The following is a 23,266-nucleotide window of genomic DNA, read 5'->3' as shown; positions in this document are numbered from 1 at the left end:
AAAAAAAGCTAACCATGAAAAATTCTATTCTATTTCTGTTTTTTGCGTCATTAATTAATCTTCAAGCACAAGAAGCTCCAGAGGTTCGGTTAAATGATTCTACCCGATTGAAACTTTCTGTTTTGAGTGTAGATGTACAAATTATCGGAAATTTTGCCACTACTACTTATGATATGAAATTCTATAATGAATTAGACAGAACACTAGAGGGAGAATTAGCATTTCCCTTAGGACAAGGGCAATCGGTTTCTGGATTCGCAATGGATGTTAATGGAAAAATGAGAGATGCAGTTATTGTGGAAAAGGAACTTGCGAGAGTCGCTTTTGAAAGTACGGTAAGGAAAAATATAGACCCTGGGCTTTTAGAAAAAACACAAGGAAATAATTATAAGGCGAGAATATATCCAATTTTACCAAAGGATTATAAACGTATTAGAGTAACGTATGAGCAAGAATTGTTCTTGACTAATGATGTTAAAGTATATGAACTTCCTTTGGGTTTTAAAGAAAATTTGGATGAATTTTCAATAGATATTAAGGTTTACGGAAAAAACAACCCTTTAGGGGTTAATAGTATGTTGAATTTTAATCAAAATGATGATAGCTTTCAAGCATCGTTATTCAAAGAAAACTATACTCCTTCTAATCCGATAATAGTTCATATTCCTGATACGCTTGGATCAAAGCAAGTATTAAATTATAATAACTTCTTTTATGTTAATCAAAGACTAAAACCAAATTCAAAAATAAAGAAGAAACCAAACAAGATCACTGTTTTATGGGATGCATCTTTTTCATTGGCACATAAAAAATATGAAAAAGAACTGGAATTGCTGAATTTGTATTTTACATATCTTCAGAATGTGGAAGTTGAATTTATTTCATTCAATAATTCAATTAACAATCATAAAAGATTTATAATAACTGATGGTGCATGGTTAGATTTAAAAAGAGAAATTGAAAGCATTCGACATGATGGAGGCACTTCTCTAAGTTTTTTGAATGCTTTAAAGCTAAAATCTGATGAAGTTATTCTTTTTACTGATGGGTTAGCGAATTTAGGAGATTATAATTTGTCTGCTAAAAAAACTATGTATGTAGTAAATTCTTCAGGTTCAGGAAATCATGAGTTAATGAATGCTATGGCTACTACTTCTGGCGGAAGTTATATAAACCTTACTAGATATACTTCTATAGATGCATTAGAAATATTAAAACACGAAACATTTCAGTTTTTAGGCATAAAAAACAATAAAGATGTAGAGGAGATATATCCAAATACAAATACTAACGTAATATCTGATTTTTCCGTGACTGGTAAATTTTCAAAAAATACTGTTCTTACCTTACTTTTTGGCTATCAGAATAAAGTAGAAAAGAAGGTTAAAGTTTTTGTGAACAATAGTACATCTAATGAAAAGATAGTAAAACGGCTTTGGGCAAAACAAAAGTTAAGGTCTTTAAACAAGAATAAAAAAGAAAATAAAAAGAAGATTATTTCTTTAGCTAAAAAATATAATTTGATTACTGACTATACTTCGTTGTTAATTCTAGATAGAATAGAAGATTATGTAAAGTATAGAATTGAACCTCCACAAGAGTTAAGATCTGAGTATAAAGAAAGAATTGCGAATATTGAAGAAGAAGAACTATATAAACAAGAGGAAATACAAGAAAGGAGAGAAGAGTTATTTGAGGATTATGAAGATTTAATAGAATGGTATACCACAAAGTTTCCCAAAAAGAAAAATAAAAAACCGATAAAACCTAATGTTCGAACTAGTTCTAATAATATAAATCAAAACCCGGTTCAAAATACAGGTGTAGATACTTCTCAAATTACAGATAATACAAATGATGTTATAGAAAGATCAAATACCACTGTTGAAGCTAATGTTACTGTCATAGATTCTACAAGAAGAATTGTATCAGGAGTTGTGACTGATGAAAAAGGACTTCCTTTACCAGGTGTAAATATTGTTGTTAAAGGAACTTCTACAGGAACACAAACTGATTTTGACGGGAACTTTGTAATAAACACAGATGTAGGTCAAGAATTGGATTTTTCATACATAGGTTTTGTTTCTGCTAATATTACTATAAATAACTCAAATACTATAAATGTTGTTCTAAAAGAAAGTGCTTCGATGCTAGAGGAGGTTGTGGTTACAGGTTATGCAGCTCAAAAAAAATCATTTATTACAGCATCGGTAGCAACAGTACAATCTGAATCTTTTTCTGAAGCCCTAGCTGGAGTCGTTTCTGGAGTAACTGTGTCTGGGCAATCAGGAGCATCTTCTAAAGTTGAAATTCGAGGAGTCTCGACTATTTCAAACAATTCGCAACCTTTATATATTGTAGATGGAATTCCGGTCGAAGGTAATCCAACATCTCAGTTATCTCCAGATCAAATAGAATCTTTGCAGATTTTAAAAGATACAAGCGCTTCAGCAATATATGGTTCTAGAGGAGCAAACGGAGTAATTGTAATTACAACTAAAGAAGGTAAGAAATCTAATAAAGATGCGATTGCAAAATTGAATCAAGAAATAACAGATAAAATACAACTAAAAGCCTGGAATCCTGATACACCATACATCAAAACCTTAGAAAAAGAGAAAACAGTAGATTTAGCTTATATGAAGTATCTGGAAATTAGGAAAAAGTATACTAATATTCCTTCATTCTATCTGGATGTAGCAGATTTTTTTGATAAAAAAGATGCTCAAGACATTGCCATTAGAGTGCTAACAAACTTAATGGAGGTGGATTTAGATAATCATGAGTTGATGAAAGCCCTAGCATATAAACTGGAGTATTTTGATAAATATGATTCAGCTGTGATTGTATATGAGAAAATGTTAGAGTTAAGGCCAGAAGAACCACAGTCGTATAGGGATTTGGCTATAGCATATGAACATATTGGAGAAGTTCAGAAAAGTTTTGACCTGTTATATAAAATATAAAATGGAGAACTACTAGATAAAGATGAAGACGAACGATTTTACGGAATAGAACAATTAGCATATGTCGAATTAAATAGACTGGTTTTTAAGCACGAAAAAGAACTTAATATTAGTAAAGCAAATAGGATAAAGTTTTCAGAAACTCCTGTAGATGTTAGAATAGTTGTAGATTGGAATCATAGTGATACTGATTTAGATCTATGGGTAATCGATCCTAATGAAGAGAAGGCATATTATTCCAATACCGAAACAGAAATTGGAGGAAGGTTATCTGAAGACCTGACTGAAGGTTATGGCCCAGAGGAGTTTATGTTGAAAAACGCAATTAAGGGAAATTACAAAGTTATGATTGATTATTATGCGGATAATGTTCAAAAGATATCTGGTCCTACAATCTTAAAAGTAACTGTGTATACCAATTATGGAAGGAAGAACGAATCAAAAAAAATAAGTATAGTACGTTTAGATAAAGAGGAAGATGAAATAGAAGTCGGGAACTTAAAATTTTAATTAATATGCTTATAATAGTATCTTTGCAGCGCTATGACAAGGATACTAACCAAACAAGAATTACATAACCTGGCAATGAATATTGTTGGCGAAGAATTAGAAAAAAAAGGCTACGAATTTATAGCTATTAATAGCAAATTAGGGAAACATCCACAGTTCGTATGCATTGATAAATCAAATCAACGATACTTTGTAATTGTAAAAGCAATATCCTATCCTGATAATCCACATAATTATGATATGGTTTGGATGGAAGCTTTTAAAAAACATGCCAGAGAACAGGAAGCTAAAGTGTTTTATGCTGGAGTAGGTTTACAAAATGCAGAAAATCCTAATAAACCGGTTTTTTTAAACGAGGATTATGTGTTGGAATATGCAGGATTGCAAACAATAGAAACACATCTCAATTAATTCTTATGATTAAAAAACTTATTTGGGGGCTTATAATTGGATCTTTAATTTCCTGTAAGGAAGATTCAAAATTAAAGTTGAATTATAAAAAAGGAGAAGCCTTTGGGACAACTTTTTCGGTACAGTTTATAGATACTAAAGAAGTAGATTTTTCTAAGTCATATGATAGCTTAATAGAGGTAATCAATACTTCGATGTCAACATATATCAACGATTCTGATATTTCAAAAATTAACCAGGGGGATTCTACTATTGTTGTAGACGAACATTTTCAGAAAGTTTTTAATACTTCAAAAAAGATTTATAAAGAAACTGGAGGTGCTTTTGATCCCACTGTGGGTGTTTTGGTAAACGCGTGGGATTTTGGGCCAGAAGGAAAAATAAAAGCTTTAGATAGCCTTAAAATTGATAGGTTATTAATTTCAGTTGGGTTGAATAAGGTTGTACTTAAGAACAATAAAATTATAAAAAAATATCCTAAAACTTATATTGATTTTAATGCTTTGGCTAAAGGATATGCAGTAGATGTATTTGCTGAATTCTTGGAGCGTAGAGGGTTTGAAAATTATCTTGTAGAGATAGGAGGAGAGATTAGAGGAAGGGGTAATAACCTGGTAAAAGAAAAACCATGGAAAATAGGAGTAGAGGATCCTAATTTTGATGAAACACAATCGTATAGTAAAGTGATTTCATTACAAAACGAAGCTATGGCGACCTCTGGTAGTTATCGAAAGTTCAAGATTGATGAAAATGGTAATCGCTATGCCCATATCATCGACGCCAAAACTGGATATCCTCATAAATCTAATCTCTTGAGTGTTTCGATTTTAGCTCAAACCTGTATGGAAGCAGATGCGTATGCCACTGCTTTGATGTCAATGGGATTAGAAAAATCTAAACAATTTCTAAAGAGCCATCCGGAACTGAAAGTTTATTTTATTTATGAAGATCAGAATAAAGTGTTACAAACACTTTCTGTAAACGGTTTTCCAGAAAATTAATATTTAGGCAATTAGAAATAACATCAGTTTAGAAGAGACGAGTTAATACTGACTCTTTTGCCTCAAAAATAACTAGGACTTATAGCAAACAGGAAGTATTTCTCCTTTGGCTAAACAATATCGAGTAACTTCTTCTTCTGATAGCTTAGCAGTATAATCAACCTCTTCTACTTTGAAACCAATACGCCTTAATTTATTAAAATAATCTAAACCATATATTCTTACGTGATCATATTGTCCAAATATCTTAGCACGTTCCTTTCTATCTGTAATACTATTATCTTCAAAAGTAGTTTCACGATTTAGGTCTTGAGGTATTTGTAAAATGGCCACTCCTCCTGGTTTTAATACTCTTAAGAGTTCTTGCATAGCTTTAGTATCATCTGGAATATGCTCTAGAACATGATTACAAAAGATAATATCATATTCATCATCCTTAAACGGAAGGTTACAGATATCGGCTTTTACATCAGCCAAAGGAGAATTAAGATCGGTGGTAGTATAATCCAGGTTTTTCAGTTTTCTAAAGCGCTTATAAAAAGCTTGTTCCGGAGCAAAGTGTAATACTTTGGCTTTAGCTGTAAAAAAATTGGTTTCAGTCTGTAAATATAACCACAATAACCTATGGCGCTCAAGAGATAGTGTAGATGGAGAAAGTACATTATCTCTTGGGTTTTCGTACCCATAGGGTAAAAATTTAGAAAAACTTCTTTTATCTATAGGATCTGTAAACGTTTTTCCTTTTAAGAATAATACGATAATAGGTCTGGCTATATAACTCAATCGAATCAATATAGGCCTTGGAATTGTATTCAGTATTAGTTTGAAAAGTTTTTTCATATTTATAATTACTCAATCACAATTTTTGAGTATTATCCTAGAATATACTAAACTGCTAATAACTCTTGCCTAAAAGCATCTTCTTCGTCAGATTCAATACCTAACGCCTGGTAGATATATTTAAATGTCGAAAGAATTTCAGGTTTACCGTCAATAATAGCAACATCATGCTCAAAATGAGCACTAGGCTTACCATCTGCAGTAAGAATTGTCCAGCCATCCTGTAGCTGTTTAATACGATGTGTGCCCATATTAGTCATAGGCTCAATGGCTACTACCATTCCTTCAATAAATTTTTTCCCTTTACCACGACGTCCATAATTAGGCATCTCAGGATCTTCATGCATTTTTCTTCCCAATCCGTGACCTACTAATTCTCTAACAACACCATAACCGGCATCTTCAGTGAATTTTTGGATGGCATAACCGACATCACCTATGCGATTATTAACTTTAAACTGGGCTATACCCACATATAAAGATTCTTTGGTAACCTTTAGTAAACGTTCTACTTCCGGAGATACTTCTCCAACAGGAAAAGTATAGGCATGATCTCCATAGAAATCATTTTTGACAGCTCCACAATCAATAGATATAATATCACCTTCTTCTAGTGGTTTATCATTAGGGATGCCATGAACCACTTGGGCATTTGGGCTCATACATAATGTATTTGGAAAATCATACAACCCTAAAAATCCAGGTATAGCTCCATGATCTCTAATGAATTCTTCTGCAAGTTTATCCAATTGTAACGTGGTAACACCTGGTTTTACCTCAGGAGCAAGCATTCCTAGCGTTTTAGATACTATTAATGCACTCTCTCGCATTAATTCAATTTCTTCACGTGTTTTTACAATAATACCCATATATCTATTATACAATTCTGAATTAAAGGAAGGCAAATTTACAAAGAATATTAGGATATCAAGCTAATCCTCATAGGAATGCTTGTAAGATACTCCTGATAAAATAGCTAATATGTCTTTCTCTAAGGTCTCTCTGGCAAATTCTACATAACGTCCGACCTCTTTTCCATTTTTATAAAATATAAAAGTTGGTACTCTCTGAATATCTAATCCTTTTTCATAGCCTTCAGGGGTATCCTTTGATCGGGTTACTGTAATCAATTCTAGATTGTTGTAATTAAAGTTTGCCTGATCCAGTATTTTATAAAAATTAGGAGTTTCTCTTTTACTATCACTGCACCATGTACCCATAAATGCTTTGATAGATATGTCTTCTAGGTATGGTGAAAGTAGCTTTACCGTTTCTGTATCCACAGCATAATTTTCGAAATTACTATTAAACCAAATTCCATATGGATTTTGTTCTAAGGCATTCCTAGTTTGTTTTCCTACTAACATATTTGCTTTAGCTCTTTGTATGTTTGTTGTAGAAGGTTCTTTACTTATATTTTTTGATGTCGTTTGCTCGTTGACTGTGCTTTTAGATATACTTCCACAAGATAATAATAGGCTAGAAATAGTAAAAAGAAATATTTTTCTCATTTTTTTAAAAAAATTAAATAGCTCGCTAATATAGATAAAACCTGGTGTTGAGAGTTATGATTTGATTTTAGTTTAACAAAAAATAAAAATAATACGCAGCGTTTTTGTTTTCTCTGGTTTTGTAGATAGAAAACATTAATAATCATTAAAAAAGTAATACCATGAAAAAATTATTGATTTGCGCATTAAGTTTTGGACTAGTAGTTAGTTGTACTGTAGAAGATGTTGATAACGATATATCTTCTTCGGATGATCAAGAAACATTCGAATTATATAAAAACCTTGATTTTGCAATGGATGATTTTGGAAGATTTTCTGAAAGAGCTTCTGTAGAATTAAAAAATGCAAATAAGAGTAGTAAAGGATCTTGTATTTCTGTAGAATTATTGGTTCCGTATCAGGAATATCCAATAAACGGATTTTCTGAATATGAATACTATAATAAGGTTGTAGTAAATTCTAATGAAAGTTCTTGTCGTTTTGATGATTGGCGAGGTACTATAGAATATTATGTTGCTGGTGCTCTAACTGGCAAATGGAAAGACTCTACAGTTTTTAAAAATGTAAGAGGGGATGAAGGATATATATTTGAAGGATATAGAACAGCTAATTTGGTAGAGAATCTTAGTAATGAAGAAGTACAGGTGTATGATGTTGTCATTGATGGTCTGATTACTGAGCCAAATGGTGATGCTTATGAGTATACTACTAACAGAAATTTTGTGTTCACAGACCGTTATACAGCAACAGAAACTTTAGTGTTAGAAGAGTCTTCTTCTTTAAAAGGTGTTAGTCAAGAATTCTTTATAAATTCTAAAACAGTGGATGGTAATCCAATAGTATTTAAGAGAGAATGTTTTGATGGGTTTAATTTCTTAAGATATCCGGTTCAGGGATCTCAGGATTTCTCTAGTAGTTTTGGTGTTAATTTTAATGTTGATTATGGTGACGGAACTTGTGATAAAGAAGTGACACTTACCTCGGATGAAGGATCTATCACTTTTAACTTATAAAGAAAAGATATTGGTTAGTTAAGTTTGAAAAACTGTCTACAAATTTATTTGTGGGCAGTTTTTGTGTTATTAATTTAATGAAAATCAATGTTTAATATTGATGCGTCTTATGTTTTTATTTAAATTTTTCCTCTACTAGCTCTTTATTTACCATAGCTCCAGAGATATTACCTGCGTAAACAGCATTTGCTACCGAACGGATAAAAGTAGTATTGTCACCACAAGCATATACTCCATAAATATTTGTTTTTTGGAAGGCATCTACTTCAATATATCCCTGTTCTGTTAATTTACAACCTAATTTTTCTGGGATATCAGAATGCTGAATAAAAGACACTTGCGAATAAACTGCTTTTATTGAATGTTTTGTTCCATTTTTAAATAGTATGTTTTTAAGGTAACCGTTTTCCTGTTCAAAACGGTCGATTTCGGTTTCAATGATTTTAATATTATGATCAGTTAGTTTTTTTGTTTGCTCAATGGTTAAGGTAGATTTTCCATTAGTAAAAAGAGTCAAATCTTTGGTTAAATTATTTATCATTTTGGAGAATTCAAAACCATAATCTCCATTTCCTAATATTCCTGTTTTTTCATTACGTACTTCATATCCGTGGCAATAAGGGCAATGAATAATAGAAACTCCCCAACACTCTGCAAACCCTAAGATATTAGGCATTACATCTTTAATCCCTGTCGCAAAAATTATTTTTTTTGCCGAAAATGTTTTGTTTGAAAGTGTAGAAATATTATATCCATTTTTTGTTTTCGTCCCAGTTATTGCTAAGTCATTATAAAAAGAAACCGTCTTGTATTTTTCTACCTGTTGTCGAGCAAGAGTAGATATTTCTTTTGGCGTTTTTCCATCAAGTGTTATAAAATTATGGGATCGTGGTGTTTGTCTGTTGCAAGGTTTGTTAGTGTCTATTATTAAGACCTTTCTTAATGATCTGCCTAATGCCATTGCAGCAGAAAGGCCTGCATAACTACCCCCAATTATTATGACTTCAAATATATTGTCTTCTTTCATAAAATTACGTTTTGTGATTACTGATAATGGTATACTCCAATTATCAATTTATCTATGCATGATAAATCTGTCAAATAGATTTTCATATCAATTGGTGATTTTTAGATTAAATTTTGATGTAAATCATTAATTGCGGATATCACCGTATTACCATAACCTTTTAGTAACTCAATATGAGTTTGGTCAACAAGCGTTACAACAAATTCAGAATTAATAAATTCGATCTTAATATTATTCAATTCTTTTGGATCAATTAGACATTCTGCCATAGGTTTATTTTTTTGTAAAAGTAAGATAATTTTACGTTATTGCAACAAAGTCGCATTAAAAATGAAAAGAAGAACCACACAATCCAAAACAGAAATATTAAATATTCTGAAATCTGCTGAATCAGCATTAAGCCATGATATGTTGCAAGCACGATTAGTTTCTAATATTGATAGGGCAACAATTTATCGTATTCTAAATAGATTTTGTGAGGATGGTTGGGTTCATAAAATTGTAGGTGATGATGGTAAGCGGTATTTTGCGCTATGTTTGAACTATGGTAATGGAATAGAGAAACGTGACCATAATCATTTTCACTTCAGATGCCTTGATTGTGGAAAATTAGAATGTATAAATAACGAAATTGATGTTCCGTTACCAAGCGGGTACGTTTCAAAGTCTTTTAATGGGATTATCTCTGGTTATTGCAAAAACTGTTCGTAAAACTGTCTTAAAGTTGTAGGTAGGTAGTCCATAAAAGTAATACATATCTACTAATTACAATTCCCTTTCCCCGATATGATATAAACACCATCTTTTTTGCTTAGTTTTAACGTAAGTGATTTGACAATGCTATTCAATACTTTTTCGGTAGCAGCATCATTAAAATTACCTGTATATTGACAATTTAATAACGATCTATTCTTTAGTCTGATTTTAGCATCAAAGTTTTCTTCCAAGTCATTTAGAATTTCTTCTAATTTGACATTTTGATAATATAGATTACCTGTTTTCCAAGCGAACTGATTAGGTGATTTTTCTATAGTTACAATTTCCTGAGTAGTTATCTTAAAGCTTTCACCAGGAGTAATCTTTTGTTTTTCATCTGTTGCTAAATGAGTTATTTCGGCAGATCCTTCAATAAGTGTCATATAATCTCCATCTTTTTTGGTTGACATAGCAAAGGAATTGCCATGAACTTCTACCTTACCTTGTTTGCCATATATGACAAATGGTTTGGATGTATTATCATTTATACTAAAGAATACTGTTCCGGTAAGATATACTCTTCTATAATTTAGTAGCGAAGCATCATAATAATTAACTCGGCTACTTCTTCGTAATACAATAGTACTTGAGTCAGGTAGTTTTAGATATTTGGTTTGCTTTGTTGAAGCATATTTTTCTGAAGCTATATAAGACATTCCTATTAACCCTTTCTCTTTTAGGTCTTCTTCCGCTTGTGAAGTAATAATTTCTTCCTTGGGGGATTCAGTTTTAACCGGTTCTTTAGTTACTGCTGGTATGGTTTTAATAGTATCTATTACTATTTGTTGTTCTTCTTTTTGGATGATTGGCTTTTCGTTTTTAGCTGGCGTTATATTAATATCTTGTTCTGAAGTTTCTGGAATAATATCGGTTTTCTCTGAAGTTTTATTATTTGTAAAGTAATAAAGACCGAGTATAGCGCATATAATTAGAGCTATAATACCAGCTTGATACCACGGCAAATAGTTTCGATTTGTTTTTTCCTCCTGTAAAGCATCGTAGATATCATCAAACATATTGGTAGATGGTTTGACAACATCATCCTTAAACTTGGATTGCAAGAGTTCTTCTAAATGGCCTTTATCATCTTTCATCCGTTATTGATTTTTACCATTCCATTATTTTTCATATTCTCCAACAGCTTTTTTCTAGCTCTCGTGTAATTTGATCTCGATGTACTCTCTTTGATCTTAAGCATTTTTCCTATTTCTTTATGAGAATATCCTTCTATAGCATAAAGATTCAGAACATAACGATATTGTTCAGGTAAATCACTGATTAACGTTCTTAATTTTTCTATAGATATTTCCTTTGATAAATAATCTTGCTCAGATTCGTTTACACCTTGTTCATTGTCTTCAAAAAAATCCGAATCTTCTATATGAACTGTTTTTTTTAGTTTATGCCAATGATCAATAGCTGAATTAACAACGATACGTTCAATCCAGCTTCCTAGCATTCCTTTGTGATTATATTTTTTTATACTCTTGAAGACTTTGATAAAGGCTTCTTGTACAACATCTTCTGCATCAGATTGATTCTTGCAATAACGTTTACTTACTGCAATCATTCGTGGTACGAAAAAAGTGTAAAGTTTTTCCATGGCATCCCGATTACCCTTTTTACAGGCTTTAACTAATCTGTCTTGCTCTTCTTTATTCATGGATTTGGTTAGTGCATAAAAAAGCTCATGGTATATAACCTAGAGTATCGGATTTCGCTGCGTCTTTATTCTACTTTTTTAGATGTTTTAACAAAAAAAAAGATGTTTCAATTTAATAAAAAGAATGTTAAACCCTAATTATACCGCAGAAAATAGTCCATGTTTTGAATTGGAAGTAACAAAAAATCCCTAACGCTTTTATCATTAGGGACTAGTTTTTATTATAAAATTATAAGTTAAATAAGCGATTTGCCAGTCATTACTTCTGGTTTGCTTACGCCAATCAGCTCCAAGATTGTAGGAGCCATATCTCCAAGAACTCCATCTTTAACTTTGATCTGATCATTATCGATCAAAATAAAAGGAACCGGATTGGTAGTATGAGCCGTATGCGGAGACCCGTCAGGGTTAATCATAGTTTCACAGTTACCATGATCAGCAATAAGCAAAGTGGCGTATCCATTCTCCAGACCAGTCGTAATAACATCTTTTACGCATTCATCCACAGCCTCACAAGCTTTAATTGCAGCTTCCATTACTCCTGTATGTCCTACCATATCACCATTGGCAAAGTTAAGACAAACGAAATCTACTTCTCCTTTTTGTAATTCTGGAACTAAAGCATCTCTTAATTCATATGCACTCATCTCTGGTTTTAGGTCATAAGTAGCAACCTTTGGAGAATTTCTCAGTATCCTGCTTTCACCCTCAAAAGGTTCTTCTTGGCCTCCTGAGAAGAAAAACGTAACATGTGGATATTTTTCTGTCTCTGCAATTCTGATTTGGGTCTTTCCTGCTTTAGCAAGTACTTCTCCCAGGGTCCCTGTGATATTGTCTTTGTCATAAATTACGTTGATGCCTTTAAAACTATCATCATAATTAGTCATCGTTACATAGTAAAGAGGTAACTTATGAGTATTGTATTCGTGCATATCATTTTGGGATAGCATTTCTGTAAGCTCTCGTCCACGATCAGTTCTGAAGTTAAAGAAAATGATCACATCATCTTCCTGTATGGTAGCTATTGGAGCTCCGTTTTCTTCTACTACAATCGGTTTTATAAACTCGTCTGTAATATCGTTATCATAACTAGTTTGGATACTATCGATAGCATTGTTGCTAGATTCTCCAATCCCATTAACAACTAGATCATAAGCCAGCTTAACGCGTTCCCATCTTTTATCACGATCCATAGCATAATATCTACCAATAATAGAAGCTAGTTTACCAGTACTTTTGGACATGTGATCCTGAATATCCTGAATATGTCCTTTTCCTGACTTTGGATCTACATCTCTACCATCTGTAAATGCATGAAGAAATACATTGTCTACTTGTGCATCATTTGCCGCGTTTAGTAACCCTTTAATATGATTAATATGAGAATGAACTCCACCGTCACTTACCAAACCTAGTAAGTGGATATTTTTATTATTGTCTTTGGCATATTGAAAAGCATCTTTTAGAGTAGATTCATCTTTTAGCGTGTTGTTTTCTACCGCCATATTAATCTTAGCCAAATCCTGATATACAATTCTGCCAGCACCTAGATTCATATGACCTACTTCACTATTTCCCATCTGACCATCTGGTAAACCAACATGAAGGCCGTCGGTTCGTAAAGCTGCATTAGGGTATTTGGTATATAAACTATCAATAAATGGTGTTGCTGCGTGATCAATAGCAGATACTTTAGGGTCAGGAGAAGTCCCCCATCCATCTAGTATCATTAGGATTACTTTTTTATTCATAATGTATTCTTAATAAAAAGTTTTTGGTTGGTTGGTAATTGAGTCATAGCCTCAAAAAAATAAAATAAGAGGCTAAGTTACGATTTCGATGATAAGTGGGCAAAAAGAGGGAGTTATTCCTGTGTTATCTATTCCTTTTTGAAATATTAAATAAAAGCATTTTTTGTGAAATCGTTAACGAATTTGTGTAGGGAAGGTTAAAAATGAGTTATTCTTGATATTTTGGTTATTTGAGTAAGAATAATGTAATTTATTTGCGCCGTCAAATTTGACAATACACAAATCAGTAATTGAACTTAAAATCTAAAAAAAATGAGAAAGTTAACAGTTTTAGTATTATGTATGACCATAGGATTGGTTTTAGCCAATGATCCGGTAAAAGATCTAAGACCTTATGCAGTTAAAAAGACAGAGATTACAAACGTATCACCTTTTTGTATTTCTGTAGCAAAAGGGGATTATGAGATGGTCAAGAAAATGATTGAATTAGGTACAGAAGTTAATAGCTTCTCCGGAGGAATGACTCCTCTTATGTATGCTGCGCGGTATAATAGAGTAGAGATTATTAAATTATTAGTAGCCAATGGTGCTAAAATAAGTAGAAAAGATGCAAAGGGCAATACAGCTGCGAGGTATGCGGAAAGATCTGGAGCCAATGATGCAATAAATATGTTAAAAGAACTTAAACAGAAATAACTATACAGAGTTAGCACTATGTAAAGTAAATCCGCTTAACTTAATTTATTGTTGAGCGGATTTTTTTATGTTTTGTTAATTATTTGATTTTCAGTATATAAATACTCGTGAAAAGGTTAAAGTTATGTTATATAATTTTCTTGTTTGTAACAAAACAATGTGTTTGATGGTCTTATAAGTAATCAAATTAATTAATCTAAAAATTCATTCATCATGAGAAAAATCGTTTTATTTACACTAACTGCATTGTTAGTATCATCTGCAAGTTTTGCTTTAGAAAACAATATGACTGTTGATAGTCATACCTATGAATTTGTTGCAAACAATCAAACCAGTCCTTTTTGCATGGCTATTGTAAAAGGAGACACCGAAACTGTTAAGAAATTAATTGAGTTAGGAACTGATGTTAATAAGAAATCAAATGGTATGACTCCATTAATGTATGCAGCTCGTTATAATCGTGTAGATATTATTAAAGTATTGGTAGAAAAAGGAGCCAAAATCAAAACTAAAAACGAAAAAGGATATAATGCAATGAAGTTTGCAAAATTATCTAATGCTAAAGAAGCAATGGCATTACTTAAAGAATTGTCGTAGTGACAGTATTAATGTAGTGTAGAACCCCATTTGTTTCATTGCAGATGGGGTTTTATTTTCCGCTATATTCTCTTATGGCTTCTTTTATTTTTTCTATACGATTTTCTGGATCAGGGTGAGTACTCTGAAACTCCGGAGTTTTATTGGGTCCTGCTGCGGCCTTTAGAATTTTCATCACACCTATCATTTCTTCCGGATTATAACCAGCATTAAGCATAAAAAGAACACCAAGTTTATCACTTTCTAATTCATCATCTCGTCCATTACCTAAAAGGATGTTTTGCCCAATTCCGTTGACTAAGCCTCCCATATCTGCACCTACTGATGCACCTGTAGAAATAGTTTTCCAAAATTCGTGTTCTGCAATTCTTTCTGCAGAATGCCTTCCTAAAACATGACCAATTTCATGGCCTAAAACACCTGCTACCTGATCTTCATTTTCTAACTTAGATAGTAGCGCATAGGTAATAAATATTTGCCCTCCGGGTAATGCAAAAGCATTTATCGTATTTGGATCTGCCAAAAGATGAAATTCATACTTATATGGTGTTTTTTTGGCCATACTAGAATTAACCAGTTTATTACCTACCATATCAATATAACTCTGTAATTTTTGATCATTATATAAACCGCCATGTTGCTCAGCCATTTGTGGAGCACTTGCTAAACCAATTTTTATCTCCTCATCGCTGGTCATATCTATATTCTGAACTCGGTGAGTATATGGGTTTTCAGTTTTATTATTACATTTCTTAATAAAGGCAAAGGCTACAATCGCAAGTCCGATTAATATCCTTATTTTCATGCCACCACGTCTCATAAAAATTGAGTTTTCTAATTAATAATCAAATGTTTTTTAAAGTTACTAAATAAAAAAGTTGCTTACCAATAAATGTATTGACACTTTTTGATAAGCAACTACTAGAGGTATTATACAGGGCAATAAACTTGTTTAGTACACTAGCATAGTCAAGCACATGTGTTAGCGATAAAATAACTGAGTATAGTAATATCTTCCCTGTTGATCTTTGATGGCAGCGATACCGGTATAAGTATAATTACCTTCAATATTCTTTTTATGTCCGGAGCTGTTAAGCCAACCGTTTACTACACTTTGTGCATCACGATATAAATAAGCAACATTTTCTGCAGTATTTCTGGCATTTTCTTTTTCATTTAATATATCCCCACGAGCATTAAAATTATCGTGGCTTATATCTCCCTGAACTATCATATAGTTGGTGTGATCTACAGCTAATCCTTCTGCAGTACTGTTTTTTTGTAATGGAGATAGTCCTATACTCTGTCTGTGTTGATTAACAAGTCTATGAATTTCGTTTGCAACTGAAATATCATTAACCAGATTAGTAATTACTGGTTGTTCGATTTCTGAAGAACTATCATCAGAGCATGAGATAACGAAAAGTAGCAGCGTAAATATCCTTAAATATTTTACTAAAGTCGTTTTCATTTTAGTTGAGTCTTGGAAATATAATAACTAAAATATTAGCGTTTTAGTATGTCTTATAATAATTGGGGGTTAATATCAAAAATGTTTTCTTTAATATATTGCTGTATGAAATCTTCTGTAAAGTGAGAGCTACCCATAAGTTTGGCCTTTTGTAATTCGGTTTTAATATCTAGTTTTTGATATTCTTTTAACATAGGAATAGAAAGTGATGCATAAGAATAGTGCCAGGGTTCATATTTAAACCCTTTTCGATCTTTCATATCTGTATACACTAAATAGAATCCAAAGCTTTCTGCATGTTTGTCCATCCATTCTTTGAATTTGCAAAATGGTCCATTATTCTCAAAGTTTTTCTCTAGTAATAATCCTTTGGGTTGAGGTGGATTACCATCCACAATATCGAGATCAGTACCCCAGTGATGTCTGGAGGTTCCTGGAATGGTAGAATATTCCACAATTTTTTTGATTACTTGAATAGGAGAGAGCCCTTCTGAGGTGAATTTCTTGTATTTACGCTCCCAAATCCGGTTTTGATGTGCGTAGTTACGATAGCTGGAAACGACTTTGATTTTGATACCGCTTTTAGCAGCTTCAGCTTTCATCTTCAGAAAAGCTTCATAGACTTCTTTTTGAAGTTTGTATCCATGACCATATAATGTTGGATCACTCTTTCCCATAAGGTCATCTTTAGAAAATTGAGACTGAAACATAGAAAACGAGGTTAATGATAGACCTAATGCCACCATAGCATTAGTTTTTATAAAATTTCTTCTTTGCATAGGATCTAAATTACGTTTTTTCTATTTTATATAAGAAGGCAGGTACTCCATCATAGATAATTTCTTTTTGAAAAGTTAGTCCTATCTTTTCTAATACTCTCTTGGAAGCATCATTGTTTTGATGTACATGTGCGTAGATTTCTTTATATCCCATAATAGTAAAACCATATGCTATAGCTCCTTTTCCAGCTTCAGTAGCGTAGCCTTGATTCCAATATCTTTTAAAAAACCTAAAGCCAATTTCTACTATGTTTTCGTCTGGATGATATTTTAAACCGCAAAAACCCAGGAATTCCCGGGTTTTTTTATGAATCACAGCCCATCGGCCTATGCCATAATCTGTGTATGCAGTATAATTTATAATAAAATCTTCTGCTTCAACAATTGAACTAAATGGTTGATCTCCTGTATATCTGATGACATCTGGATCAAGATTGAGTTCATAGAGGTTTTTTGCGTCTTCTGTTTGGAGTTTTCTAAACAATAATCTTTCTGTAGAAAAAATGGTTTCCACAGTACTGATTATTAAGATAAAATACCATCTATAATACCATAATCTAATGATTCCTGAGCATCCATCCAGTAATCACGGTTGAAGTCTTTTAATACTTTATCAAAGTCTTGTCCGCAATTATCTGCGAGAATCTGTGCACTTAATTCTTTAGTCTTAAGGATTTCTGCAGCTTGTATTTCTATATTAGAAGCTTGTCCTCGAGCTCCTCCACTGGGTTGATGAATCATCACCTTAGCGTGTGGTTGAATGAATCTACGCCCTTTTTCTCCAACACTGAGCAAAATAGATCCCATAGAAGCAGCTAAACCTGTACAGATTGTGGATACAGGGCTTTTCAAACTTTTTATTGTATCATACATTGCAAAGCCCGAAGTAACATAGCCTCCAGGGCTATTGATATATAATTTAATTTCGTCATTATTAATCATGTCCAGATACATTAATCTATCGATTACATGTTTGGCAGATTTATCATCTACCTGTCCCCAAAGGAAAACACTACGTTCTTCCAAAAATTTTTTATCGATCAGATCCTGTGTTTTTCCTGATTTTTCTTTCATTATCGCGGTTTTTATTTTTTTAAGATTTCTTTAAATATACCAGATAAATGTATAATTATTTTTGCAGAAAAGCATCATATGGATTTAGCATTTCACAAAATTTTAAAGCAAGATATCTCTACAATTCTTCCAATGATTCAAAAATTGATGAATAATCAGTTAGAAGACAAAGTTTTGGGACAACGTTTCTCTGAAATGTTTGATCAGAATTATGAGTGCTGGGGAGTACATTTTGAAGGAAAAATAATAGGTGTATTTGGTCTATGGTTTATGACTCGCCATTATGCAGGCAAGTCTTGTGAGCCTGATCATGTGTATATTGATGATAAATATAGAGGCAGAGGAATAGGAAAAGAAGTATTTTCTTGGATCTACGAGTATGCTCGAAATAAAGGTTGCGAAACTTCTGAGTTAAATAGTTATGTAAGCAATTACCCTTCACATAAGTTTTACTTGAATGAAGGCTATGAAATATGGGCACATCACTTTGTGAAGAAGTTATAATATTCGAAATTTATTACCTGTTTATATATAAATATCCTGCACGATCTTGTTGACCATTTATATACAAAACATAGTAATATGTTCCTACAGGAAGCTCTTTTCCTTTGGCAATTGTAGCTCTTCCTTCAGAGATTCCGCCCCAAGTATTATTATACCCTTTTTGGCTAAATACCTCTACACCCCATCGATTAAAAATAAAAAGTTCATTATTAGGAAATTGTGCTATTCCTTGGATGATAAAGGTGTCATTAATACCATCCCCATTAGGGGAAACAGCATTAAAAATTTCAAAATCACCGTCTAATATACGATTAGAAGAACCAAAGGTAAGTACTACATAATCATTAGGAATTATAGGTTGTGATATAATTTCACCGTTAATTAAATCTCCTGTAGTTCCTAGGTTACCTAAGTTGACCCATTGCTCGAGGTTTCTGTCCCAGCCAGCAACTCTGAGATCTGTCAAACTACTTACCAATTCATCAATATTACTACTGTCATCCCAAGTAAGGGTAACTCTGGTTTCTACATCTCCATCCAAATCCCAAAACTCAATATCACTAACTCCGAATAGTAGATTGCCAAAATTAGTGGTGTCAAAACCACCGGACGGGAAGATGCTTATACCAGGGAAATTTGGATCTTCAAAGAAGTAGGCTCCTTTAGAAGTGTTTATGGCAGCTTCATTATCAATACTCATTGGACGTAATCGCTCATCATCTCCAATAGGGAAAGTAAAATCCAAAAGCCCAGTTATAGCACTATAACCGTCGACAAAACTAAAATCATTTTCGTTTAAATAAATTGCATCATTAATATAATCTAATGAAACATCAATATTGTCTCTGGGTGTATTCACACGACCACTTATAAATTGTTGCGAATTAGTGACACCCATAGCTATTTCGAGAAATAGGTCGTCTGGAACATCAATTTCCAGGTCATTAAATATTGGGCGATTAGTACCGGAAACCGTAAGATTATTATTTTGGTTATAAAACCCGGCAAGTCCCAGATTTTGATCAAAAGTACCATCATTGATTAAATTGATATGAAATCCAATCTGACCTTGATCATGGATTTGGACGTTTCCAAAATTATGAAAAGCTTCTTGACCAAAACCCGAAAGACTGAGTTGTATTATAACAAGTAAACTAATATATTTTATGTATTTCATCATATCAAACTATTTTCTCCATGCTATTTCGATCAATACTTGTGGAAATGCTACTCCTCCTGCCACATTAGGAAGAAAGCATTGTAGAAAATCCCCTTCATTAAAATCTACATTAACTGTGTTATTATGCCCACCTTCAGCATTGGTAATGGTGAATGTAAAAATAGGGGTGGTGTTATCATTGTTTTCAATTTCTATATCAAAGGTGTCTACATTGTTACTTTGCACAGTAATAGCAGTAATAGTCCCATCCCTTATCATTCGCCACCCATTGTTGTTGGATTGTGCTCCATTAAATTGTCTTAAATACTCATTTGATGCGTTTCCAGAGTTTCTTCCCCAACCTATCATGGTACGATCGACACTTAACCATTTTCCCCTAGTTTGATCATAAGCATATAATAATCCATCAGTATTGTCTACATAAAACTCTCCTCGGTTTGCACCGGTGGGAGTGGTCGTGTTGGGGCGTACTCTAAGCGGTACTTCATTGCTTACAGGGTTAATATCCAATGTAGCTTCCGGATTGTCTGTATTTATACCTAAGTTACCTCCGTTTTCTAAAAACATTCTGTAATCCGCTACGTTGCTTTCTACAAAATTCAAACCGTTTCCTAATAAATTCCAATGCCATTCAGGTGTGCCACTAGAGTTTTGAAAAGCTAATACATCAACGCCTGAAGCTCTAATAACCAATGGATGATTATTAAAATTTGGAGCTTCGTTAACTAATAATTGACCATTTGAAGCAGAAATACGAAGCTCATCACTATCATTTGCTTTTAATATGAGATCTTGAGCATCTGTGGTACCTATAAAATCTGTAGTATCATCAGTGTCTGTATTACCATCTATTTTCCATCCGGAATCTTCAGATAACATCTGTACCCATTTTGTTCCATTAAACTGAAAAACTTCTCCTAAACTTATATCAAAAACCATAGCTCCGGTTTCAATATTTGCAGTAGGTATTGCAGCTATCTGAGCAGTTGTTCCTTGTTTAAGGTCTAATAACAATTCAGGATCCACTTGCGCTTTCGCGAAAGCATAAAAAATTAAAGTCAATATGAAAGGGAGTGTTTTTATCATAAATTCCAAAAGGCTATTTGATTTTCTTCTATTTCCTGAATAAAGGTATCTTCTTTTCCACGATTCCACATTATTATTTCAGCAAAACGAGTGTTACTGCGACTTGTGGATCCTCCGGAAGTATTTGTGGCTAAAGCACATATTCCAAAGGGTATAGCGGTAGGTCCAAAGGATTGATTATCCGGAAAGTTACCATTTACTCTTTCGACACCCCCTAATCTAAGTATTGTTCTGTCTATAGTTGCGTTACCAGGATCATCTCTTCGGATAAATGAATATTGATCCCAAACATTTAGACTGCCTGGGTTTGTTGTGGTAGGTAGTTCATTTCTAAACCTTCTTGGGTTATTACAACAATAACCAGGATCAAAATAACAAAATTCATCCACCCAATTGATATGTACCAACCACCTATCTCCACCAGTTAAAGCTCCAAATGCAGAATCAGCACGATCTGTAGCATAAAATACCCCTGCTACAGATCCGTTTTTGCCATTTTCTGTAACTTCTGCCATAGTATCTTCTACAAAAAGAATATCATTTGCCCCATCTCCTGCAAAATAAGGTTGGGTAGGATCAGGAATAAATTGAGGTTGTTGTGTCGTATTGGTTTGAATAGCATCCCTACCAATCTCACTTTGGTCATACCATCGTTCTACAAAAACATTTGCCGCTCCTCTCCAAGCATCTATAGCTTCTATGTCTACACGATCATCGCCACCGCAGAAAAAATCCAACGTTGCATTATCTGAATCCCTTCGTAACTTAATAAGCGCACCTTCATAATCAGATCTAAGAAGTCTTAAAGAATATGCAAAGGCAATATCTGTGGTTAGCGTTTCATCATCTAGAATATGATATGGCTGCATGGCAGGAAATTGATTGTAATTTCCTATTTGTGCATGCATAGCTACACCAAAACATAACAATATATATATGAGAATTAATTTCACCTTAGTTCTTTTTTAAATCTCCTGTTACATTATATACATCTGTTCCTGTTGCAATAATACCGATTCCCGCTCCTGTGCCCGCCGTAAAAAATCGAGCAAGTCTGTTTTGAACAATAACTCCGCCTCCGCCGGTTACCTGAACTTGTCCTGCGCCTTGCTGATATACACTTACATTAAACCCTATGGGTAGACCGGCGGGTATAGTAAGGGTAACATCTGTGGCACTGGTAAAAGTTAATACATTACCATCATCAGAAGCTTGTAATGTATAGTTTCCTGTTTGAGCATTGACAAGAGGCCCAAAATAGAGTTTGCGCCAAGTGGTTCCATTATATACGTATACTGCTTTGATATCTGTATCGTATATCATATATCCTTCATCAATATTTGCAGTAGATATAGCAGCAATTTCTGTAGTAGTTCCTTTCTTTAAGGCTAAGATAAGTTCAGGGTCCACTTGCGCTTTAACTAAAGTGGAAGTGCAGAGAAATAAGATGATAAGTGCTGTGTTTTTCATAGCTGATGTATTTTAGAAACCAGGTATTCTGATTACAGTAAACATAAATTCTGAGTCTCTATCTGCTCTATTGCCTCCTCCATTATCATTATCTCCTATATTTACTTTAAAACCAGTTGTTTGTTGATCATAATATGAAATGTCTAAATCATCATTACCAACACCAGCACCATCTTGTAATGTAAGTTGGATAATATAATTTGTACTGGAGAGTGCGGTTGTAAAAGTAACCTGATAATCTCCGTTGGCGTTACCACCACCACCAGCAGGGTTGTTGGTAGTTATTTTTGTGACAGTTGCATTAAAATGTGTACCACCACCTCCAGAAGGTGCTTTTCCTGCAGCAAAAATGACCGGTACTTCTAAGAAATTACCTTGATTATCAGATGCAATTCCTACTACGGGTTGTTTAGCTGCTGTTACCTGTACATCAACATTCGCTTCTCCATATGCTTTTGCTTGTATCTCTCCTGTGTTTTTAAGTTCCACTTCTTTAGCAGCATCAGCCTCTGTTCTTAGGATAAGACTTCCTATTCCCACAGCTGAGCTTTGTTCTAAAACAGTATTGTTTCCTGTAGTGTTTATATCCAAACGAGTTCCAGCCGATTCACCTGCTCTAACTAATGTTCCCGTTCCTCTTACATGTAAGTTAGCATCAATAGTTGTTCCCCCCGAAAAATCACCTACTCCTACAGTGCCGTTATTATAGATGTTACCATCAGCACTTGTAGCAGGAGTGTCATCAGCATCATCTGTCCAAGGACCTTGCAGATTTGACTTATCTTCCCATTGAGGATTTCCAGTGGAATCAGTTGTAAGCACCTGATCGGCAACATCATCAGCGATTTTGATAACAGTTATGGCATCATTGGCAATATCGGCTGTGGCAACCGTTCCATCGAGTATATTTTCAGTTTGAATGGCATTGTCAGCTACTTTGGCATTAGTGATCCCATCGGC

27 protein-coding genes are annotated in these 23,266 nt (G+C 33.5%); 9 read left to right on the top strand and 18 right to left on the bottom strand.

What is annotated here, in order from left to right; translation table 11 throughout:
• Window positions 1–14: 14 nt before the first annotated feature.
• From J8M14_RS19630 to J8M14_RS19615, 4 genes are all read left to right on the top strand, one after another.
• Complete coding sequence (locus tag J8M14_RS19630) at window positions 15–2,966, top strand: VIT domain-containing protein (RefSeq protein WP_211076533.1); 2,952 nt, start codon at window positions 15–17, stop codon at window positions 2,964–2,966.
• 309 nt (window positions 2,967–3,275) lie between these two features.
• Window positions 3,276–3,476, top strand: a complete 201-nt coding sequence (locus tag J8M14_RS19625) for a DUF2135 domain-containing protein (protein WP_282100271.1) — start codon at window positions 3,276–3,278, stop codon at window positions 3,474–3,476.
• A gap of 33 nt (window positions 3,477–3,509) precedes the next feature.
• Complete coding sequence (locus J8M14_RS19620; protein ID WP_211076531.1) at window positions 3,510–3,887, top strand: Na(+)-translocating NADH-quinone reductase subunit F; 378 nt, start codon at window positions 3,510–3,512, stop codon at window positions 3,885–3,887.
• Window positions 3,888–3,892: 5 nt separating this feature from the next.
• On the top strand, window positions 3,893–4,888 hold the full coding sequence (locus J8M14_RS19615) for an FAD:protein FMN transferase (RefSeq protein ID WP_211076530.1): 996 nt from the start codon (window positions 3,893–3,895) through the stop codon (window positions 4,886–4,888).
• A 72-nt stretch (window positions 4,889–4,960) separates the two neighbouring features.
• On the opposite strand, the gene J8M14_RS19610 is transcribed toward J8M14_RS19615, so the two are convergent.
• The 3 genes from J8M14_RS19610 to J8M14_RS19600 all read right to left on the bottom strand — a co-directional run bounded on the left by J8M14_RS19610 (window position 4,961) and on the right by J8M14_RS19600 (window position 7,239).
• On the bottom strand, window positions 4,961–5,728 hold the full coding sequence (locus J8M14_RS19610) for a class I SAM-dependent methyltransferase (protein ID WP_211076529.1): 768 nt from the start codon (window positions 5,726–5,728) through the stop codon (window positions 4,961–4,963).
• A 47-nt stretch (window positions 5,729–5,775) separates the two neighbouring features.
• Window positions 5,776–6,597 (bottom strand): type I methionyl aminopeptidase, encoded by an 822-nt coding sequence (map, locus tag J8M14_RS19605; RefSeq protein WP_211076528.1) that lies wholly within the window; start codon window positions 6,595–6,597, stop codon window positions 5,776–5,778.
• Window positions 6,598–6,660: 63 nt separating this feature from the next.
• Complete coding sequence (locus tag J8M14_RS19600) at window positions 6,661–7,239, bottom strand: thioredoxin family protein (protein WP_211076527.1); 579 nt, start codon at window positions 7,237–7,239, stop codon at window positions 6,661–6,663.
• A 161-nt stretch (window positions 7,240–7,400) separates the two neighbouring features.
• On the opposite strand from J8M14_RS19600, the gene J8M14_RS19595 reads away from it, so the two are divergent.
• Window positions 7,401–8,252 (top strand): hypothetical protein, encoded by an 852-nt coding sequence (locus J8M14_RS19595; RefSeq protein ID WP_211076526.1) that lies wholly within the window; start codon window positions 7,401–7,403, stop codon window positions 8,250–8,252.
• A 115-nt stretch (window positions 8,253–8,367) separates the two neighbouring features.
• On the opposite strand, the gene J8M14_RS19590 is transcribed toward J8M14_RS19595, so the two are convergent.
• Together J8M14_RS19590 and J8M14_RS19585 are read right to left on the bottom strand one after the other, a co-directional pair.
• Window positions 8,368–9,279 (bottom strand): NAD(P)/FAD-dependent oxidoreductase, encoded by a 912-nt coding sequence (locus tag J8M14_RS19590; RefSeq protein WP_211076525.1) that lies wholly within the window; start codon window positions 9,277–9,279, stop codon window positions 8,368–8,370.
• Between the two features lie 101 nt (window positions 9,280–9,380).
• Window positions 9,381–9,548 carry a hypothetical protein gene (locus J8M14_RS19585; RefSeq protein ID WP_211076524.1) on the bottom strand — a complete coding sequence of 56 codons (168 nt, stop codon included), beginning with the start codon at window positions 9,546–9,548 and terminating at the stop codon, window positions 9,381–9,383.
• A gap of 61 nt (window positions 9,549–9,609) precedes the next feature.
• Between J8M14_RS19585 and J8M14_RS19580 the strand changes: the two genes are divergently transcribed.
• Window positions 9,610–9,990 (top strand): transcriptional repressor, encoded by a 381-nt coding sequence (locus J8M14_RS19580; RefSeq protein ID WP_211076523.1) that lies wholly within the window; start codon window positions 9,610–9,612, stop codon window positions 9,988–9,990.
• 50 nt (window positions 9,991–10,040) lie between these two features.
• On the opposite strand, the gene J8M14_RS19575 is transcribed toward J8M14_RS19580, so the two are convergent.
• From J8M14_RS19575 to gpmI, 3 genes are all read right to left on the bottom strand, one after another.
• Window positions 10,041–11,129, bottom strand: a complete 1,089-nt coding sequence (locus tag J8M14_RS19575) for a FecR domain-containing protein (protein WP_211076522.1) — start codon at window positions 11,127–11,129, stop codon at window positions 10,041–10,043.
• Complete coding sequence (locus J8M14_RS19570) at window positions 11,126–11,698, bottom strand: RNA polymerase sigma factor (RefSeq protein WP_282100270.1); 573 nt, start codon at window positions 11,696–11,698, stop codon at window positions 11,126–11,128. Before J8M14_RS19570 ends, J8M14_RS19575 begins: the two co-directional genes overlap by 4 nt.
• A 236-nt stretch (window positions 11,699–11,934) precedes the next feature.
• Window positions 11,935–13,449, bottom strand: a complete 1,515-nt coding sequence (gpmI, locus tag J8M14_RS19565) for a 2,3-bisphosphoglycerate-independent phosphoglycerate mutase (RefSeq protein WP_211076520.1) — start codon at window positions 13,447–13,449, stop codon at window positions 11,935–11,937.
• Window positions 13,450–13,761: 312 nt separating this feature from the next.
• On the opposite strand from gpmI, the gene J8M14_RS19560 reads away from it, so the two are divergent.
• Together J8M14_RS19560 and J8M14_RS19555 are read left to right on the top strand one after the other, a co-directional pair.
• Window positions 13,762–14,145: an ankyrin repeat domain-containing protein gene (locus J8M14_RS19560; protein WP_211076519.1), complete on the top strand. Its 384-nt coding sequence runs from the start codon at window positions 13,762–13,764 to the stop codon at window positions 14,143–14,145.
• A 213-nt stretch (window positions 14,146–14,358) separates the two neighbouring features.
• The gene (locus J8M14_RS19555; protein ID WP_211076518.1) at window positions 14,359–14,742 is read left to right on the top strand and encodes an ankyrin repeat domain-containing protein; all 384 of its coding nucleotides are present in this window, start codon (window positions 14,359–14,361) and stop codon (window positions 14,740–14,742) included.
• Window positions 14,743–14,794: 52 nt separating this feature from the next.
• On the opposite strand, the gene J8M14_RS19550 is transcribed toward J8M14_RS19555, so the two are convergent.
• From J8M14_RS19550 to J8M14_RS19530, 5 genes are all read right to left on the bottom strand, one after another.
• Complete coding sequence (locus tag J8M14_RS19550) at window positions 14,795–15,562, bottom strand: M48 family metalloprotease (RefSeq protein WP_211076517.1); 768 nt, start codon at window positions 15,560–15,562, stop codon at window positions 14,795–14,797.
• Between the two features lie 162 nt (window positions 15,563–15,724).
• The gene (locus J8M14_RS19545) at window positions 15,725–16,213 is read right to left on the bottom strand and encodes a CAP domain-containing protein (RefSeq protein ID WP_211076516.1); all 489 of its coding nucleotides are present in this window, start codon (window positions 16,211–16,213) and stop codon (window positions 15,725–15,727) included.
• Between the two features lie 53 nt (window positions 16,214–16,266).
• Entirely contained in the window at window positions 16,267–16,992 is a 726-nt protein-coding gene (locus J8M14_RS19540) for a M15 family metallopeptidase (RefSeq protein ID WP_211076515.1), read from the bottom strand.
• A gap of 10 nt (window positions 16,993–17,002) precedes the next feature.
• Entirely contained in the window at window positions 17,003–17,506 is a 504-nt protein-coding gene (locus tag J8M14_RS19535) for a GNAT family N-acetyltransferase (RefSeq protein ID WP_211076514.1), read from the bottom strand.
• Between the two features lie 11 nt (window positions 17,507–17,517).
• Window positions 17,518–18,081 carry an ATP-dependent Clp protease proteolytic subunit gene (locus J8M14_RS19530; RefSeq protein ID WP_348772861.1) on the bottom strand — a complete coding sequence of 188 codons (564 nt, stop codon included), beginning with the start codon at window positions 18,079–18,081 and terminating at the stop codon, window positions 17,518–17,520.
• A gap of 63 nt (window positions 18,082–18,144) precedes the next feature.
• Here J8M14_RS19530 and J8M14_RS19525 point away from each other — a divergent pair, with 63 nt between their 5' ends.
• On the top strand, window positions 18,145–18,570 hold the full coding sequence (locus J8M14_RS19525) for a GNAT family N-acetyltransferase (RefSeq protein ID WP_211076512.1): 426 nt from the start codon (window positions 18,145–18,147) through the stop codon (window positions 18,568–18,570).
• Window positions 18,571–18,583: 13 nt separating this feature from the next.
• On the opposite strand, the gene J8M14_RS19520 is transcribed toward J8M14_RS19525, so the two are convergent.
• The 5 genes from J8M14_RS19520 to J8M14_RS19500 form a co-directional block, all read right to left on the bottom strand.
• Window positions 18,584–19,750, bottom strand: a complete 1,167-nt coding sequence (locus J8M14_RS19520) for a gliding motility-associated C-terminal domain-containing protein (RefSeq protein ID WP_211076511.1) — start codon at window positions 19,748–19,750, stop codon at window positions 18,584–18,586.
• 6 nt (window positions 19,751–19,756) lie between these two features.
• Window positions 19,757–20,836 carry a hypothetical protein gene (locus J8M14_RS19515; RefSeq protein ID WP_211076510.1) on the bottom strand — a complete coding sequence of 360 codons (1,080 nt, stop codon included), beginning with the start codon at window positions 20,834–20,836 and terminating at the stop codon, window positions 19,757–19,759.
• The gene (locus tag J8M14_RS19510) at window positions 20,833–21,789 is read right to left on the bottom strand and encodes a hypothetical protein (RefSeq protein ID WP_211076509.1); all 957 of its coding nucleotides are present in this window, start codon (window positions 21,787–21,789) and stop codon (window positions 20,833–20,835) included. The genes J8M14_RS19515 and J8M14_RS19510 overlap by 4 nt, the downstream gene beginning before the upstream one ends.
• A gap of 1 nt (window position 21,790) precedes the next feature.
• A complete protein-coding gene (locus J8M14_RS19505) occupies window positions 21,791–22,306 on the bottom strand; it encodes a hypothetical protein (protein ID WP_211076508.1) in 516 nt (171 codons plus the stop codon).
• Window positions 22,307–22,318: 12 nt separating this feature from the next.
• A partial coding sequence (locus tag J8M14_RS19500) for a hypothetical protein (protein ID WP_211076507.1) occupies window positions 22,319–23,266 on the bottom strand: 948 nt, incomplete at its 5' end.

The sequence above is a fragment of the Aquimarina sp. MMG016 genome, from assembly GCF_018100805.1.
Taxonomy (GTDB): domain Bacteria; phylum Bacteroidota; class Bacteroidia; order Flavobacteriales; family Flavobacteriaceae; genus Aquimarina.
Note: the sequence above shows the minus strand (reverse complement) of the source record. Positions and strands in the feature narration are given on the sequence as shown.

What these genes read in the sequence shown, in the direction of transcription:
- J8M14_RS19570 (WP_282100270.1), bottom strand. Translation starts at nt 11,698, where the DNA reads ATGAATAAAGAAGAGCAAGACAGATTAGTTAAAGCCTGTAAAAAGGGT.
- J8M14_RS19600 (WP_211076527.1), bottom strand. Translation starts at nt 7,239, where the DNA reads ATGAGAAAAATATTTCTTTTTACTATTTCTAGCCTATTATTATCTTGT.
- J8M14_RS19595 (WP_211076526.1), top strand. Translation starts at nt 7,401, where the DNA reads ATGAAAAAATTATTGATTTGCGCATTAAGTTTTGGACTAGTAGTTAGT.
- J8M14_RS19590 (WP_211076525.1), bottom strand. Translation starts at nt 9,279, where the DNA reads ATGAAAGAAGACAATATATTTGAAGTCATAATAATTGGGGGTAGTTAT.
- J8M14_RS19625 (WP_282100271.1), top strand. Translation starts at nt 3,276, where the DNA reads ATGTTGAAAAACGCAATTAAGGGAAATTACAAAGTTATGATTGATTAT.
- gpmI (WP_211076520.1), bottom strand. Translation starts at nt 13,449, where the DNA reads ATGAATAAAAAAGTAATCCTAATGATACTAGATGGATGGGGGACTTCT.
- J8M14_RS19630 (WP_211076533.1), top strand. Translation starts at nt 15, where the DNA reads ATGAAAAATTCTATTCTATTTCTGTTTTTTGCGTCATTAATTAATCTT.
- J8M14_RS19615 (WP_211076530.1), top strand. Translation starts at nt 3,893, where the DNA reads ATGATTAAAAAACTTATTTGGGGGCTTATAATTGGATCTTTAATTTCC.
- J8M14_RS19620 (WP_211076531.1), top strand. Translation starts at nt 3,510, where the DNA reads ATGACAAGGATACTAACCAAACAAGAATTACATAACCTGGCAATGAAT.
- J8M14_RS19555 (WP_211076518.1), top strand. Translation starts at nt 14,359, where the DNA reads ATGAGAAAAATCGTTTTATTTACACTAACTGCATTGTTAGTATCATCT.
- J8M14_RS19505 (WP_211076508.1), bottom strand. Translation starts at nt 22,306, where the DNA reads ATGAAAAACACAGCACTTATCATCTTATTTCTCTGCACTTCCACTTTA.
- J8M14_RS19575 (WP_211076522.1), bottom strand. Translation starts at nt 11,129, where the DNA reads ATGAAAGATGATAAAGGCCATTTAGAAGAACTCTTGCAATCCAAGTTT.
- J8M14_RS19525 (WP_211076512.1), top strand. Translation starts at nt 18,145, where the DNA reads ATGGATTTAGCATTTCACAAAATTTTAAAGCAAGATATCTCTACAATT.
- J8M14_RS19545 (WP_211076516.1), bottom strand. Translation starts at nt 16,213, where the DNA reads ATGAAAACGACTTTAGTAAAATATTTAAGGATATTTACGCTGCTACTT.
- J8M14_RS19585 (WP_211076524.1), bottom strand. Translation starts at nt 9,548, where the DNA reads ATGGCAGAATGTCTAATTGATCCAAAAGAATTGAATAATATTAAGATC.
- J8M14_RS19540 (WP_211076515.1), bottom strand. Translation starts at nt 16,992, where the DNA reads ATGCAAAGAAGAAATTTTATAAAAACTAATGCTATGGTGGCATTAGGT.
- J8M14_RS19560 (WP_211076519.1), top strand. Translation starts at nt 13,762, where the DNA reads ATGAGAAAGTTAACAGTTTTAGTATTATGTATGACCATAGGATTGGTT.
- map (WP_211076528.1), bottom strand. Translation starts at nt 6,597, where the DNA reads ATGGGTATTATTGTAAAAACACGTGAAGAAATTGAATTAATGCGAGAG.
- J8M14_RS19515 (WP_211076510.1), bottom strand. Translation starts at nt 20,836, where the DNA reads ATGATAAAAACACTCCCTTTCATATTGACTTTAATTTTTTATGCTTTC.
- J8M14_RS19580 (WP_211076523.1), top strand. Translation starts at nt 9,610, where the DNA reads ATGAAAAGAAGAACCACACAATCCAAAACAGAAATATTAAATATTCTG.
- J8M14_RS19550 (WP_211076517.1), bottom strand. Translation starts at nt 15,562, where the DNA reads ATGAGACGTGGTGGCATGAAAATAAGGATATTAATCGGACTTGCGATT.
- J8M14_RS19520 (WP_211076511.1), bottom strand. Translation starts at nt 19,750, where the DNA reads ATGATGAAATACATAAAATATATTAGTTTACTTGTTATAATACAACTC.
- J8M14_RS19610 (WP_211076529.1), bottom strand. Translation starts at nt 5,728, where the DNA reads ATGAAAAAACTTTTCAAACTAATACTGAATACAATTCCAAGGCCTATA.